We start from the raw sequence: 13,903 nt of genomic DNA, 5'->3' as shown, positions 1-13,903 counted from the left end.
CGGACGGTGCCCCGCGAGGCTCTCCTCGCGGGGCACCGCGTTGTTCGGAGGGAGCTTGGACGCGCATGCACACGATTGGCGCGCGGACGGCAGAACGACATGAAGCCGAACGGCCCGCGAGACCGGCCCCGCGCCGCTCTAGAGAACTACCGCGCGAGCGCCGCCGCCTTCAAACGCTCCAAGAACGCGGAGCCGCAGGCGTCGAGGCGCTGAGGATCGCACAGTACGTGCAGGTCGCAGGGGATGGAGAAGTCCTCGACCCCGAATATCCTGATGTCGGGGCTCGACCGCAGCCCCGAGCGCGACCCGGCCAGCGCCACGCCGAACGTCTCGCCTAGCCCGGACAGGTACAGATCCAGGTAGTTCGCACACGGCTGGTTGTCCGGCTCCACCGTCACGCCGGCGGCGGCGAAGTAATCCGATGCCGTCTCGCCCGCGCATACCATGTTCCGAGAATTCCCCAGCAGCAGCGTGTAGCCCTCGAGGTCGGCCGCGGAAATGCGCTCCTTCTCGAACAGGGGGCAGGTGCGGTTCATCCAGAACAGGCACTCGCCCGTTTCCAGATAGAAGCTCGCTATGCCTTCGGGAAGCGAAAGCGGCTCGACGGCGCCGGCAGAGCGGCGGTTGCGCAGGTGCACGAACAGGGACAGGTCCACTTTGCCCGCCTGCACCGACTCGACGTTCGCGTACGTGCCCGAAGCGAACAGTATCTCGATGTGCTTGCCGGGGCACTCTTCCTTGAACGCGGCGATGGTGCCCAACAGCAGGTCCTCGAACGGCGGGTAGTCCAACGTGCCCACCACAAGCGACGATGACTCGGCCGCGAACGCACGGCACTCCTCCACGCTCTCGTCCACCACCTTCACGATGGCGCGCGCCTTCTTCAAGAACAGCTTGCCCGTCGGCGACAGCTCCAACGCGCCGCCGCGCTTCACGGTGAGCGGCGCTCCCACCTCGTCTTCGAGCGCATGGATATGGGCGCGCAACGTGGGCTGCGAAACGAACAGCTCCGCCGACGCCTGGGCGTAGTTGAGCGTGCGCGAGAACGCCAGGTACTCTTTCAAGTAAGCGGTTTCCAATGGTATTCCTCCCCTCTACCATTGTCCTCCACTATACACGAATCGCGCGCAGTGTGCGCATGGCGGATCGATCCCGAACGCCTCCCTCCATCAGCATCATCGCGCCCACCATGAATGCCATTATTTGAAAGCGTGTCCTCGATTCCGGTTTTTCCGGTAAAAAGTGGCATCGCAGGCACGTTTTATATCGACAAAACTTCGGAATGGCGGACCACGTTCGGCGTGCCGTTGTATGCCGCCTTCTGCATCGACGAGCAAGCGTTGATGCAGATCAACTGAACGCAGGCCAAACGTCCCTGCGCTCCTGGGCTACATGATCGTCATCACGCCCACCACGAATGCCACCGTCAGCAGAAAGCCGCCCGCCATGATGGCCCATACGGCGGGGCGGGCCCAGTTCATGGTCCAGCCGATGCCGAAGCGCTCGGGCAGGAACAGACTGGAATCGTCGGGGTTGAAGTAGAACACGCCCAGCTTCCAATGCTCGTCGTCGTCGGCCAGCAGCTTGTCGGAGGCGCTCATGCGCGCGAACACGCGGGCTCCGCCTTGACCGTACACCAGGCTGATGGCCAGCGAGCCCACCACCATCACCAGCGCCAACGCCACCACGAACACGCCCGCCTGCGCGAGCCCTATCACGCCGATGAACGCCAGCTGCATCACCGGTCCCAGCAGGCTGAGCGCCAGGCCGCCCGCCACCAGCAGGATGCTCTGGGCGCGCGCGAACATGCCGTAAGCCAGCGCCGACGTTGCCGGCGCGTTCGGGTTCGACGGCTTCTTCGACCGCAGGATGGTCCAGTGCGAGAACACCATGCACGCCGCCATGAACGCCACGATGAGCACGGGCGCCAGCACGGTGAGCGGGGTTTTCTCCATGTACTCCGTCACCTCGCCTTGGAAGTTCATGTGCTGGGGAATGAGATCGGGCATCTGGGCGTACCCCGCGACACCGATGGCCAGCGTCACGGCGAGAACGGGCAGGTACAGCAGGTCCCACTTGAGCGACACGGCATGCGGAACGGGAGCGTCGCCCACCACGGCCACCGACTCCTGGGCCGCGGCGTGCCATCCCCGCTCTTTCTTGTACGCCTGTACCTTCGCACGGAAGTACAGCATGAGCCCGTAACTCACGCCGCAGATCAGCAGCGTGCCCACGCAGAGCACGGCCAGCGCCACGCCGGCGTTGCCCGTGAACGAGCCGAAAGCGCCAGCCGCCGTGAGCGCAGCCGTGATCGCGCCCATGATCAGCGCGTACCGCAGCTTGAGCCCGCGCAGGTAAGGGTCGCGCGCGGCAGCATCCGGCACGGTGACCGCGAACACCTCGCCGCGCCGCATGAGGAACGGCGTCACGACGGTCATGATGCCCACGATGGGCACCAGCAAAACGGTCAAAGCGAGCATCGCCGTGGCGAACTCCGTAGCGTTTCCCTCCACGGCGCGTCACGCGTCCTTTCCGAAAGCGGGGGCGAAATCGGCTTCGACGGGAAACCTCGTCATGCCGACGGATCGATCGACTTGGGACGTCGAGGAAGCCGGGTCGACGTCGGTCCGCTCTCCCGCGCCGTAGGCGCGTGCGGCCTGGGCCTGGGCGCACTCCAGAAACTGCCCCCAGCTACCGCCGCGCGCGCGGTGCGCCAACGCGAGCTCGAACAGCTCGTCTTCCATTTTTTCCAGCTCGATGCGTGCGCGATCGGCGCGATCCTCCTCGCAGGGATCGGCGATATAGGCGCCCGAGCGGCCCCGCATGAGCACGTAGCCCTCGTCGCGCAGCACGGCATAGGCCTTGTTCACGGTGTGCAGGTTGATGCCCAAGTCGCTCGCCAGCGAACGCACGCTGGGCAGCGCCTGCCCCGGCACCAACTCGCCGCGCGCGATGGCCGCGATGATCTGGTTGCGTATCTGCAGATACAGCGGCTCGTCCGACCGCTGATCTATACGGATTACCATGGGCGTGCACCTCCTCCTGTCATAACGCGATCCCGTTCACCACGAGATCGAGAGCTCCCACCATCACACCGATGGCAGCCAGAAGCAGACCCGGTTTCTCGCGCGAGGCCCCGAACCACACCGCGCCGAACAACCCGAGTCCTGTCGACAGCAGAACGAGGAACCACTTCGGCGACCAACCGTTGGCCTGCCCGTTCACGCCGAAATGCGTGACGACTTGGTCGGGCAGGAGAAACCATTGTAGCGCAGCCAGCGCCACTGCCGCCACCCCCAGCGCAACCGCCACCGCCAAGCCCGACGTCCCCTCAAGCACCTTGCCCTTGTTCCGCTCCCTCATGACGCTCTCCTTCCTCGTCTTATGCGGCCAGTCGCCTGCTCGCCGTCGCTTGGAACAGCGCCACCGATGCCCCGCCGATCACCACGGCCACCACGAGGGAAGCCGCCGTGCCCAGCAGCGCCGTGACCGCGATGCCCGCACCCGTGCACACCATGCCGCCCACGACAACCACCATCACCGGCATGCCGCGCTTCACCGGCTCGTACACCGTCGTCCAGTCGTAGCGCGGATGGCGCGCGTCCACCATCAAACCCACGAACGTGGCGAACAGGGACAACCCCAGCGGCACCACGAACATCGCCGCCACCGAAACGGCGTCGAGCGAGAACGCCAGCGACAGCGTCACGCCGCCGATCACCACCGTGGGCAGCGCGAACAACAGATTGACCGCGGCCTTCGCCCCCAGCACGGTGCGGGAGGAGACCGGCGCCGTGAGCATGACCCAGCGGCTGGACCCCTCGAGCGACACCGACGGCGCCGTGGTGGACGAGATGCCCACGCAGAACGCAACGACCCAGGGCAGAAATCCTCCGACGAGCGGGGCGAACTCGGCCGGCAGCGCGTCGAGCGACAACACCCCCATGGCGCGGGCCGCCACGGCCGCGACGCACGCCACGACGACCAGCACGTAGCCCATGCACCCGTTCAGCAGGTAGATAGGCGTGGCCACCAGCAGGCGCAGCTCCTTGCCCACCATCGCCCGAAACGGCGTTCGCGCCCGCAGGCCGCGCGCACCGCCCGCTGAGCCCTCGAACGAGAACGAGCCGCGGGGCCGCGACGACATGAGCAGCGAGTTCACCGGCACGAACACGCGCACCAGCACCGCCAGCAGCACGGCTCCCGCCAGCAGCGACACGCCCGCGAACAGCGCGAACGACAGCAAGTTGCCAGACGCGATGCCCTCGGCGGCCCAGGCGGCAGGCGGGAACAAGCCGGCCATCTGCGCCACCGCCTCCGTGCCCAGGGCGGCGAGCGCAGCCGCGTCGCCCGACTGCCCCGACAACGCGAACGAACCTGCCAAGACAGCGAGCACCGCAACCAGCGACAACACCACCATGACGATGTTCGCGTGCCGGAAGCGCGAGGAAAACGCCGCGATGAGCGCCGCCAGCACGATGGCCGCCGCCAAAGGGACGAGCGGCGCCAGCACGATGGACAGCGCCATGAGCACGACGGACAGCGCGCCCGCGCCCGCATGCGCCGCGTACACCGCGAACGCCGGCACCATCACCAGCAGCCCGAACACCACGCTCATGGCGTACAGCGAAGCGATGCGCGACAGCACCACGGACAGCGTGGGCACCGGCAACGACATGACCAGGTCGTAATCCTTGAAGGCGAACAGCACGCCGTTCGTTTTAAGGAACGCCGCCACCGCGCCGGCAACGGCGCCCACGAGCACGGCCACCAGCGGGATGGCCTCGACCATGCCCAGCTGCGCCATTCCCTCGGCAACGCCGACGCTGTACAGGGCAACCACAGCCACGATGGCCACCACGACCAAAGCCAGCACCAGCGTGCGCTTCGCCTTGGCGGCGTTCGCATGCAGCGCCTTGTTGATGCCGAACAATCCGAGCAGCTGTATCTTCAACAGCAGAAAGAACGAACGCATGACGGCCTCCTCAAGCCTTCCGGCCGCGACGGCGGCCTTCCGCACGGTGGCCCTCACCGCTGCGGCCTTCGGTATCGCGACGGTCGGCCGCGTCGCGCGCGGCCGCGGCGCGCCCGGACGCATCGCGCGCAGCCGCCGATTCCCCGTCCTCCGCGGCCTCGCGGTCGATCATGTCCAAGAACACGTCTTCCAAGCTCTCGTCGCCCACGACGTCGGCCGTGGCGCCGCATGCGCGCAGCCGTCCTTGCTTGATGATGGCCACCTTGTCGCACAGCTTCTCCACCACTTCCAGCACATGGCTGGAGAAGAACACGGCCGAGCCGCGGTCGGCCAGCTCGCGAAGCATCTCCTTCACGTGGAACGCGGCTTCCGGGTCCAGACCCACGAACGGCTCGTCTAAAACGAGCAGCGTGGGCTCGTGCATGAGCGCGCCGATGAGCACGAGCTTCTGCCGCATACCGTGCGAATACGACGAGATCAAATCGCCGAGCGCCTCCGTCAGCCCCAGCCGATCGGCATGCGCCTGGATGCTCGCGCGACGCGTATCGGCGGGCACGCCGAAGATGTCCGCGATGTAGTCGAGGTACTGGATGCCCGTGAGGAACTCGTACACGTCGGGATTGTCCGGCACGTAGGCCGTGACCTGCTTGCAAGCCAGCGCATCGGTGCGCACGGAGCGCCCGGCAATGCGGATATCGCCCTCGTCGAAGTCGGTCACGCCCACGATGGCGCGGATGAGCGTGGTCTTTCCCGCCCCGTTGTGTCCCACGAAACCGAAGATGTCCCCGGGCATAACCTCGAGCGACACCCCGTCCACCGCGCGCTTCGACCCGAACGCCTTCACCACATCCTTCACCGCCAGCACGGGCGCCTTGCCTGTATCGTTCATGGTCCGCCTTCCGTTCCGATGCTTTTCTTTTTGTTATATTTATGCTATAACAGATGGAACAAAGATGCAATTGATTTTTGATTATTGAAAATTCAACGAACCCATCGCGAGCGACCATGGATAGAAACCAACGAATAGCGAACTGCAGAATAAAAAAGCGAGCCTCGGGAACTCAAAGAGCCATGAAGCTACAAGGTCTTTGGAAACATGGGGGCATTGGAGCACGGGAACATGGAAGCAAGCCAGTTTTTGCGTTCAGAACAAAGCCAATGGCTAGGCGCGGAACCACACAGCTTCCAACATGTTTCACGTGAAACATTTGTACGTATTTCACCAAAGACAGGCAGTACGACGAAGAGCCAAGATAGAAAGCGGAAAAGGAAGGGACAGTGGCAGAAGCAGTGGCAAGGGAAGCGGAGAGGGAGCAGGTGCGCTGCATTCGTTTTTTCGTTCATGAAAAAACGAATGCGCCAGCGCGATAGTGCGCGCCAGATTGATAACGCTCCGGAGCGTCAGCGCGTGATAGCGCGTGATAGCGCGCCAGAATGCTAATGCGCCAGGGTGCTAGCGCGCGATAGTGCGCGATAGCAAGCGAGCGCGAGAGAGGATGTCGCAATGAAACGAATCGCAGTCTTTTTGGCCGTCACGTTCGGGCTCACGTGGGCCTACGAGTTCGGAGTGGTCTACCCCATCGCCACGGGAGGCCTCGCAGGCGTGCCCGCCGTGGCCGCCCAGCTCGCCACCGGCGCGGCCATGTTTTTCCCCGCCCTGGGCGTGCTCATCACGCGCCTTGTCACGCGCGAGGGATTCAAGAACTGCGTCATCAAACCGCGCGGGTTCAAAAAATCGCTGCCGTGGTTCTTGGTCGCGTGGTTCGGACCGGCCCTGCTCGCCTTCGTCGGCGCCGTCGTGTACTTCCTCGCGTTTCCGCAGGATTTCGACCCCGGCATGGCGACGATGGTGGCGACAACCCAGCAAGCCGCCGCGTCAGGCGGTGCCGAAATGCCCGTCGAAACCATCAAGATGATGCTGCTCGCCCAGCTTCCCTTCGCCGTGTTTCTCGGCCCCGCGCTCAACATCGTCACGACGTTCGGCGAGGAATGGGGCTGGCGCGGTTACCTGGTGCCGAAGATGGCCACGCACCTGCGCATTGTTCCCACGCTGCTGGTCGCGGGCGTTATCTGGGGGTTGTGGCATGCGCCGCTCACCATTATCGGGCATAACTACGGCGTGGGTTACCCCGGATGGCCGTTCGCGGGCATCGCCGCCATGTGCGTGTTCTGCACCGTGCTGGGCATCTTCCTCACCTACGTCACCGTGCGCACGGGCAGCTGCTTGGCCGCCGCCTTCGGCCACGGGGCCGTCAACGCGCTGGCCGCTGCCGCCATCCTGTTCTCGGTCACCGGCGGCAACCCGTTCGTCGGCCCCACGCCCACGGGCATCCTGGGCGGCAGCGCCTTCATCGTGGTCGCCGCGCTCATGCTGTGGGACCTGCACCGCCGCGAGAAGGCGAGCACGCTCGACATGCCGAAAGCCGGCCTCCCCAACGACGTGCGAAAAGGCGACGTTCCGGCCGAGAAAGCGGGAACGCAACCCGTGCGCTAGCACAAAGAGCGCGGCCGAAGGCGGCGAAAACATCGCCTCGAAACCAACCGCTCCTCATCTTCCGGCCTGTCGTCCTCGCCATGCGAAGCGAGGCAAGCCGGAGGAATGCGGAGCGGGACGAGGCCGCAGACGTTTTCAGAGACTAAAATCGAACAACTCTTTAAGCTCCACCCCAAGGCCATGAGCGATCTTCGCTAGCAATTTGACCGTAGGATTCCGCTTGCCCTGCTCGACTCTACTCAGATAGGTTGGATCCATACCGATCATCTTTGCGAGCTTTTCTTGAGACAAATCTTGGCCCTCCCGCATTGCGCGGATACGGCCACCAACTTTTCGGCATTCGTCTTCTCCGTTGTTCATTCGAGCAGCGTAGGTTATCCCCAACTTGGAATATCGGTTTATATAGCAAGTTATGCAAGAGAGCAGCCGAACGATAGAAAGATGGCCCCGATGAGAAAACGGCCCCTTGCAGAGCAAGGGGCCGTTCAATCCGATCGATGCACGATCGGCAGCAAAGCAGCGCATGCGCCCTACAGGTGCGACACCACCAGGTCGCCCATCGCCACGGTGCCGACGATCTTGTCGGCCGGGGTGTCGACCTGCTTGATATCGCCCGTGCGCCAGCCCTCGTCGAGCACGGCGGTCACGGCGCGGCGGATGTCGTCGGCAGCCTCGTTCATGTCGAAGCTGTAGCGCAGCATCATCTCCACGGACAGGATCTGCGCGAGCGGGTTCGCGATGCCGCGCCCCGCAATGTCGGGCGCGCTGCCGTGGCTGGGCTCGTAGAGCGCCGTGCCGTCGCCGAGCGACGCGCTGGCCAACATGCCGAGTGAGCCCGTGATCTGGGCAGCCTCGTCGGACAGGATGTCGCCGAACATGTTCTCCGTCACCACCACGTCGAAGTCGACCGGGCGGCTGATGAGCTGCATGGCCGTGTTGTCCACGAGCAGGTCCTCGAGTTCCACGTCGGGATACTCCTGGGCGCCGATGCGGTGCACGATCTCGCGCCACATGCGGCTGGTTTCCAGCACGTTTGCTTTGTCGACGCTCGTCACCTTGTTGCGTCGCTTGCGCGCGGCTTCGAACGCCTGGCGCGCGATACGCTCCACCTCGTACTCGCGGTACTCGAGCGTGTCGTAGGCGCGCTGGCCCGCCGAGCCGTTCGTTCCGCAGCCGTCTTCGTCGTAGAAGCGCTCGCGACGGCCGAAGTACAAACCGCCCGTCAGCTCGCGCACGATCATCATGTCCACGCCGTCGACGATCTCGGGCTTCAACGTGGACGCGTCGGCGAGCGCATTGAATATCTGCACGGGGCGCAGGTTCGTGTACAGGCCGAGCGCCTTGCGTATGCCCAGCAGCCCCTGCTCGGGACGCGGCTTCGCAGGATCGGTGGTATCCCACTTCGGACCGCCGACGGCCGCCAGCAGCACGGCGTCGGAAGCTTCGGCCACGCGCAGCGTCTCATCCGGAAGCGCCGTGCCGCACGCGTCGATGGCGCACCCGCCCAGAAGCGCCTCAGTGTAGGAGAACGCCGTGTCGTACTTTGCGCCCGCGGCGTCGAGCACCTTCACACCCTCGGCGATGATCTCCGGCCCGATGCCGTCGCCCGGCAGCAGGCAAATGCGGTAAGTTTTGGTCATAAAGAATTCCTTCCCTCGAATCGCCGTGCGCTCTTTGCGAGCCAAATCTCTCTAACTCGGAGAAATTTGCTTAAAAATCGCGTTTGTGAACGACTCTTCTTTCCGGAGCCGATGAGCCCAACTCTTTGAACAGGCACTATGAAAACCGTCGGCGTAAGCCCCTGCAAAAGGGTCCGAATATTCGTTCACAAACGCGATTTTTTAGCAGAAACAACCCGCTTCCTCGATTTTCCCCGCATGCGTCTTCCGAAAACGAACAACCCGCCTACACGCAAGGGGCGGCAGCCCCCGGCACACGATCCTCGTACCGACAACGCGCTCGGCAGCTGCGCGTCTCTCGCCGGACGGCCCCGGGCGGCGCGGAAGCAAGGGGCGACGCAACCGTCGAGCCGCCCCGCTTCCGCCGGAAAGCAGTTCCGCCGTTCGGAAAACGGCGGAGCGTCCTACTTCCCCAGCTTCGCCTTCGTGCGGTTGATGAGGCCGCCCGCCTCGATGATCTCGCGGATGAACGGCGGGAACGGCTGCGCTTGGAACGTGGCGCCCGTCGTCTCGTCCACGATCACGCCGCTGTCGGCGTCCACGCTCACCACATCGCCCTGGCTGATGGCGTCCACGGCCTCCGGGCATTCCATGATGGCGAGGCCCGTGTTGATGGAATTGCGGTAGAAGATGCGCGCGAAGCTCTTGGCCACGACCACGTCGACGCCGGCCGCCTTGATGGCGATGGGTGCGTGTTCGCGCGACGAGCCGCAGCCGAAGTTCTCGTCGGCCACGATGATGTCGCCGGGTTGCACGCGCTCGATGAAGCTCTTGTCCAAGTCCTCCAGGCAGTGCTTCGCCAGCTCCGCCGGGTCGGACGTGTTCAGGTAGCGGGCCGGAATGATGACGTCGGTGTCGACGTCGCGCCCGTAACGGTGCGCGGTTCCTTTGAATTGCATGGTCGCTCCTCCTATTCCGCGCCCTGCGCGCCGGCGCCCGCGGGGGCGGCGGCGGAAACGGCGTCCAGGTCTTCCGGCAGGCCGATGTGGCCGAGCACGGCGCTTGCCGCGGCCACGGCCGGCGAGGACAGGTATACCTCGCTGGTGGGGTCACCCATGCGGCCGACGAAGTTGCGGTTCGTCGTGGCGATGGCGCGCTCGCCTGCGGCGAGGATGCCCATGTAGCCGCCCAGGCACGGGCCGCACGTAGGCGTGGACACGGCGCAGTTCGCGTCGAGGAACACGTCCATGAGGCCTTCCTCCATGCACTGGCGATACACCGCCTGCGTGGCGGGGATCACGATGCAGCGCACGTCGGGATGCACCGTGCGGCCGCGCAGCACGTCGGCGGCCTGGCGCATGTCGGCGATGCGGCCGTTCGTGCAGCTGCCAATGACGGCCTGGTCGATGCGCACGTCGCGCGCCTCGGCGGCCGGGCGCGTGTTCGACGGCAGATGCGGGAATGACACGGTGGGCACGATGGAGGCGGCGTCGATCTCGTACACCTTCGCGTACGTCGCGTCCGCGTCGGAGTGGTACTCGGTGTAGGGGCGCTCGGTGCGCCCGTCCAGGTAGGCGCGCGTCACGTCGTCGACCTCGATGAGCCCGGCCTTGCCGCCCGCCTCGATGGCCATGTTCGAGATGCTCATGCGCTCGTCCATGTCCATGGTGCGGATGGCGCTGCCGGTGAACTCCATGGCCTGGTAGAGCGCGCCGTCCACGCCGATCATGCCGATGATGTGCAGGATGACGTCCTTGCCGGTGACGCCGGGGGCCAGCTCGCCCTCGATCTTGAACAGCAGCGACTCGGGCACCTTGAACCACGCCTTGCCGGTGGCGTAGCCCACGCCGGCGTCGGTGGAGCCCACGCCCGTGGCGAACGCGCCCAGCGCGCCGTACGTGCAGGTGTGGCTGTCCGCGCCGATGATGAGATCGCCCGCGCCCACGACGCCCTGCTCGGGGAGCAGCGCATGCTCGACGCCCATGCAGCCCACCTCGTAGTAGTGGGTGATGCCCTGCTCGCGCGCGAAGTCGCGCACGATCTTGGCCTGCTCGGCGCTCTTGATGTCCTTGTTGGGGACGTAGTGGTCGGGGACGAGGGCGATCTTCGCAGGGTCGAACACCTTCTCGACGCCGATCTTGCGGAACTCCTTGATGGCGATGGGGGACGTGACGTCGTTGGAAAGCACGAGGTCGAGATCGCATTCGATCAGCTGACCCGGCTCCACTTCGTCGAGTCCCGCATGGGCGGCGAGGATCTTCTCCGCCATGGTCATGGGACGTGGCATGTGCGCTCCTTTGTGCGGTGGGTCTCGTGAAAAACGCTCTCGATTGTACCACTCCACCACTCCAGCATGAAGAAGAGCCCCGAGGGGCTCTTCTTTGTGAAGCTATTTTCCAGAAATGCGCTACGGTTTACCACGTGCCGTGGTAGTCGTAACCGTAGTAGCCGGCCGTGCCCATGGCTCCAGCCACCATCGCCGTAATCATGCCGCCGATGGCCAGTCCGATGAGTATGCCCAGCACGATCCACACGACGAAACCGATGATAGTCCACTTCAGCGCGTCGCTTTTCACCTGCGGCAACTTGTCCACGTTCACGAGCCACGAGATGACGATGCCGGGAATGCCCATGAGGGCACCCACAACGAACCAGCCGAACTTCATGCCGCCGGTGAGCTGCATGAGCGGAGCGGGCATGTACATGGGCTGGGGCTGGGGCTGATACGTGGGCTGCGGAGCCTGATAGGGCTGCTGCGGCGGCATCTGCTGGCCCATGGGAGGCTGCTGCGGTTGGGGTTGAGGCTGCGCGGGCGGAACCGGCTGCGCGACAGGCTCGGAGGGCTCGGGCACGGGAGGAACGGGTGCGCCCTGCTCGGTGTTGTTCGTGTCTTCAGCCATGATGACCTGCTTTCTTCGGGGTTGCTTGGCAGCAGTATAAAAGCCGTGCCACGCCACCGAGTACACCCAGCGAAAACGTCATCGAACCGACACGTAAATACACCGATTGGTGTAGCCGCGCGCGGCAAACATCGTATCGAACAGCGAATGCGTCGCAGCAAGACCTCTTGACGGGCCAATCTGCAGGACAATGCCATCGCAAGCCTCTCCGCTATTCGCTTTCCGGAAGGCAAACGCCCATCCTTTCGAAATCACCCCGATGAAAAAGCGTTATGATTGGAAGACGCTGTTCAAATCGCCTGGGAGTCCAAAGAAATTGAATCGTTCGCACAGTCCCCTCATGCTGGTGCTTGGCTTGGCCTTCTGGTGGCCTTGCGTGTTCCAAGCGGATTTTCATTCGCCGGCACACGGCTCGTTCGATGATACGTTCCGCCTCGCCCTCAGCTATCTTTTTCCCGTTATGCTCATGGCATTCGCCGCGTTCACCGCATTTGCAAAGCAACCGCGTCTAAGAATGCGCATCACCTTGCTTGTTGCGCTAAGCGGCGGTGCTGGCATCGTCGGCTACGTCCTGCAAACGCTTTCAGGCATGGGGAGCTTCTCGTCGCCTATCGCCTTTCAATCTTCGGCAGCGCTGATGGGAGTTTGCGCCGCCGCAGGATCAATCATGAGCGCCGCGTACTTGTTCGCATACCTGTCGGCATGGCTGCGCTTGGCGCAGATCGTTCAGATCGGGCATCCGTTGGCCGCCATAGCCCTGTCATACGCCATCACGGAAGCGATCCAGATATCGCTGCATTTCATTCCCCTCGAATGGCAGTTCGCCTTCAGGCTCGCGTGCCCCCTAGCCGCCTCGGCGCTCCTCCTCGGCGCAGCAAGCGGACCGGACAACAGGGAGCACCGCAAAGCCGCCCATGACTTGGGCGCCCGTCGATTCGTGAACGGCATGCTCATCGCCTCGCTAGCCTTCATCTGCTTCGATGACCTATTCTCGCATCTGCTGAAAACGGCTTCGAACCCTTCTTCGACTGCATTCGCCCACGATGTTCCTATACCGCTTTTCTCGCTAATCATCATGATCGTTCTTGCAGCGTATCTGCATGTGGAAGACGCATCGCATCGCAAAGGCATCGCCGTCGCCTTCGTCTTGACGACGATTGTTTACATGGCCATATTGCTGTCGGTCATCGTGCTGGGAGACTCGCGAGCGGAGCTCGTCGACCAGTTGCTCGTCTCCATCGGTCACTGCCTCAAGGTGTTGACGCTCATCGTTTTGTACTGGGGCATTGTGCACGGCATTTGCACGACGCGGTTCGCCTCGGGCATCTTCATTCTCATCGCAGTCGCCGCGCCGCTCGTCCTTATCAACCTCTTCCCGTTGCCGAGCACGCCCGGTTCGAGCGGGAAGCTTCCTTTTGCACAAGCGGCCGGCATAGCCCTTTTTGCCGTCTCCCTCATCCTCATCGTCTTCAACATGCGGGGAAGCCGCCACCTCTCCGCCCGCACACCCGAACAGCAGCGGGATTGGCTGTTCGAACGGTGCCGCAACGCGAGCGACGGAGCGCAGCTCACGCCGAAAGAACTCGAGGTGATGGTGTTCGCCTATCGAGGCTTCACCAGCAAGCGCATCGCAGAAGAGCTGGGCGTGTCGGCCTCCACCGTGGACACGCATCTGAAGCACGCTTTTCACAAGCTCGACGTTCACTCACGCCAAGAGCTCATCGACTTGGTCGACGCGCTCGATCTGCCGACACCCTCGGCACCGCAGTAGCGCGTGCTTTTCTAGCCTACGAAACCGCAGGTCATCAGTCCTCCCCGATTACTGGGGAGCAACAACTTCCAATCTTTCATCCTAATCGCGCGAGGACTCGACCTCTCGTTTGCGCTTTCATGACGCCAAGCCCAGCGGGAGCCG

At 64.0% G+C, this 13,903-nt stretch carries 13 protein-coding genes; 2 read left to right on the top strand and 11 right to left on the bottom strand.

Translation table 11 applies throughout. The features are described 5' to 3' along the window. Nucleotides 1-146: 146 nt before the first annotated feature. The 6 genes from HCH03_RS03060 to HCH03_RS03035 form a co-directional block, all read right to left on the bottom strand. Nucleotides 147-1,079: a LysR family transcriptional regulator gene (locus HCH03_RS03060; protein WP_221688289.1), complete on the bottom strand. Its 933-nt coding sequence runs from the start codon at nt 1,077-1,079 to the stop codon at nt 147-149. A 309-nt stretch (nt 1,080-1,388) separates the two neighbouring features. Then, complete coding sequence (locus HCH03_RS03055) at nt 1,389-2,513, bottom strand: DUF1648 domain-containing protein (protein ID WP_368042410.1); 1,125 nt, start codon at nt 2,511-2,513, stop codon at nt 1,389-1,391. Between the two features lie 6 nt (nt 2,514-2,519). Continuing rightward, nucleotides 2,520-3,026 (bottom strand): GntR family transcriptional regulator, encoded by a 507-nt coding sequence (locus tag HCH03_RS03050; protein WP_221688288.1) that lies wholly within the window; start codon nt 3,024-3,026, stop codon nt 2,520-2,522. Nucleotides 3,027-3,045: 19 nt separating this feature from the next. Continuing rightward, the gene (locus tag HCH03_RS03045) at nt 3,046-3,363 is read right to left on the bottom strand and encodes a DUF1648 domain-containing protein (protein WP_221688287.1); all 318 of its coding nucleotides are present in this window, start codon (nt 3,361-3,363) and stop codon (nt 3,046-3,048) included. 19 nt (nt 3,364-3,382) lie between these two features. Then, the gene (locus HCH03_RS03040; RefSeq protein WP_221688286.1) at nt 3,383-4,975 is read right to left on the bottom strand and encodes a hypothetical protein; all 1,593 of its coding nucleotides are present in this window, start codon (nt 4,973-4,975) and stop codon (nt 3,383-3,385) included. A gap of 10 nt (nt 4,976-4,985) precedes the next feature. Further along, the gene (locus HCH03_RS03035) at nt 4,986-5,864 is read right to left on the bottom strand and encodes an ABC transporter ATP-binding protein (RefSeq protein WP_221688285.1); all 879 of its coding nucleotides are present in this window, start codon (nt 5,862-5,864) and stop codon (nt 4,986-4,988) included. A 615-nt stretch (nt 5,865-6,479) separates the two neighbouring features. Between HCH03_RS03035 and HCH03_RS03030 the strand changes: the two genes are divergently transcribed. Beyond that, nucleotides 6,480-7,469: a CPBP family intramembrane glutamic endopeptidase gene (locus HCH03_RS03030; protein WP_221688284.1), complete on the top strand. Its 990-nt coding sequence runs from the start codon at nt 6,480-6,482 to the stop codon at nt 7,467-7,469. A 135-nt stretch (nt 7,470-7,604) separates the two neighbouring features. On the opposite strand, the gene HCH03_RS16555 is transcribed toward HCH03_RS03030, so the two are convergent. From HCH03_RS16555 to HCH03_RS03005, 5 genes are all read right to left on the bottom strand, one after another. Next, complete coding sequence (locus tag HCH03_RS16555; protein WP_185904233.1) at nt 7,605-7,829, bottom strand: helix-turn-helix domain-containing protein; 225 nt, start codon at nt 7,827-7,829, stop codon at nt 7,605-7,607. Between the two features lie 170 nt (nt 7,830-7,999). Beyond that, nucleotides 8,000-9,109: a 3-isopropylmalate dehydrogenase gene (leuB, locus tag HCH03_RS03020; RefSeq protein WP_221688283.1), complete on the bottom strand. Its 1,110-nt coding sequence runs from the start codon at nt 9,107-9,109 to the stop codon at nt 8,000-8,002. Nucleotides 9,110-9,552: 443 nt separating this feature from the next. After that, on the bottom strand, nt 9,553-10,047 hold the full coding sequence (locus HCH03_RS03015; RefSeq protein WP_221688282.1) for a 3-isopropylmalate dehydratase small subunit: 495 nt from the start codon (nt 10,045-10,047) through the stop codon (nt 9,553-9,555). 11 nt (nt 10,048-10,058) lie between these two features. After that, complete coding sequence (leuC, locus tag HCH03_RS03010) at nt 10,059-11,375, bottom strand: 3-isopropylmalate dehydratase large subunit (protein ID WP_221688281.1); 1,317 nt, start codon at nt 11,373-11,375, stop codon at nt 10,059-10,061. Between the two features lie 127 nt (nt 11,376-11,502). After that, a complete protein-coding gene (locus HCH03_RS03005) occupies nt 11,503-11,988 on the bottom strand; it encodes a spore coat protein SP96 (protein ID WP_185904229.1) in 486 nt (161 codons plus the stop codon). A 259-nt stretch (nt 11,989-12,247) separates the two neighbouring features. On the opposite strand from HCH03_RS03005, the gene HCH03_RS03000 reads away from it, so the two are divergent. After that, complete coding sequence (locus tag HCH03_RS03000; protein WP_221688280.1) at nt 12,248-13,759, top strand: helix-turn-helix domain-containing protein; 1,512 nt, start codon at nt 12,248-12,250, stop codon at nt 13,757-13,759. Nucleotides 13,760-13,903: the final 144 nt, after the last annotated feature.

This window comes from Gordonibacter massiliensis (ex Traore et al. 2017) (assembly GCF_019731765.1).
Taxonomy (GTDB): Bacteria; Actinomycetota; Coriobacteriia; order Coriobacteriales; family Eggerthellaceae; genus Gordonibacter; species Gordonibacter massiliensis.
The sequence above is the reverse complement of the archived record's forward strand: the minus strand, read 5'-3'. Positions and strand labels throughout refer to the sequence as shown.

Bases quoted from the DNA above. Each gene is read 5' to 3' on its own strand.
- HCH03_RS03000 (WP_221688280.1), top strand. From the start codon at position 12,248: ATGAAAAAGCGTTATGATTGGAAGACGCTGTTCAAATCGCCTGGGAGT.
- HCH03_RS16555 (WP_185904233.1), bottom strand. From the start codon at position 7,829: ATGAACAACGGAGAAGACGAATGCCGAAAAGTTGGTGGCCGTATCCGC.
- HCH03_RS03005 (WP_185904229.1), bottom strand. From the start codon at position 11,988: ATGGCTGAAGACACGAACAACACCGAGCAGGGCGCACCCGTTCCTCCC.
- HCH03_RS03030 (WP_221688284.1), top strand. From the start codon at position 6,480: ATGAAACGAATCGCAGTCTTTTTGGCCGTCACGTTCGGGCTCACGTGG.
- leuC (WP_221688281.1), bottom strand. From the start codon at position 11,375: ATGCCACGTCCCATGACCATGGCGGAGAAGATCCTCGCCGCCCATGCG.
- HCH03_RS03050 (WP_221688288.1), bottom strand. From the start codon at position 3,026: ATGGTAATCCGTATAGATCAGCGGTCGGACGAGCCGCTGTATCTGCAG.
- HCH03_RS03045 (WP_221688287.1), bottom strand. From the start codon at position 3,363: ATGAGGGAGCGGAACAAGGGCAAGGTGCTTGAGGGGACGTCGGGCTTG.
- HCH03_RS03035 (WP_221688285.1), bottom strand. From the start codon at position 5,864: ATGAACGATACAGGCAAGGCGCCCGTGCTGGCGGTGAAGGATGTGGTG.
- HCH03_RS03040 (WP_221688286.1), bottom strand. From the start codon at position 4,975: ATGCGTTCGTTCTTTCTGCTGTTGAAGATACAGCTGCTCGGATTGTTC.
- HCH03_RS03015 (WP_221688282.1), bottom strand. From the start codon at position 10,047: ATGCAATTCAAAGGAACCGCGCACCGTTACGGGCGCGACGTCGACACC.
- leuB (WP_221688283.1), bottom strand. From the start codon at position 9,109: ATGACCAAAACTTACCGCATTTGCCTGCTGCCGGGCGACGGCATCGGG.